The sequence below is a fragment of the Micromonospora sp. BL1 genome, assembly GCF_003667485.1.
Taxonomy (GTDB): domain Bacteria; phylum Actinomycetota; class Actinomycetes; order Mycobacteriales; family Micromonosporaceae; genus Micromonospora; species Micromonospora tulbaghiae.
Genome location: NZ_RCVK01000017.1, coordinates 1 through 434, shown reverse-complemented (window position 1 = coordinate 434; position 434 = coordinate 1). Strand labels below are relative to the sequence as shown.

General features: G+C 69.8%; 1 protein-coding gene. It reads right to left on the bottom strand.

Going from position 1 to position 434, the window contains the following annotated elements; translation table 11 throughout:
* A partial coding sequence (locus tag EAD96_RS31325) for a metalloregulator ArsR/SmtB family transcription factor (protein WP_147457802.1) occupies positions 1 to 241 on the bottom strand: 241 nt, incomplete at its 3' end.
* Between the last annotated feature and the right edge of the window lie 193 nt (positions 242 to 434).

The window sequence follows — 434 nt, the reverse complement described above, 5'->3', positions numbered from 1 at the left end:
GCCAGGCGCCGACCTGGGCGAGGGGCTCCGCGGTGAGGTGGTAGTGCCGTTGGCGGCCCCTGGGTTCATCGCACACCAGCGCGGCCCGCCGGAGCACCTGCAGGTGTTCGGCGACAGCGGGCCGGCTCAACTCGAACTGGTCGGCGAGGTCGCCTGCCGTTCGAGGTCCCTCCGCGAGCAACTGCAGCAGCCTGCGGCGCACCGGGTTCGCCAGCGCGAGGAACACGTCATCTTCGGGCACGGTCCCAAGATATGTCGGAGGTTGCCGACATGTCAATGATTTCCGACGCGTTGGCCGTGCTGGAGCACGTCGGCGCACATCACCGGGAGGCGGCCCAGGTCGGGATGGCCGACGTCGACCGCGCCGAGCAGCCTTCGCGCTCGCGTTCGGGGTGGCCGACATCTTCTGGCCGGTCGCCCGGAACCTTTCTCTC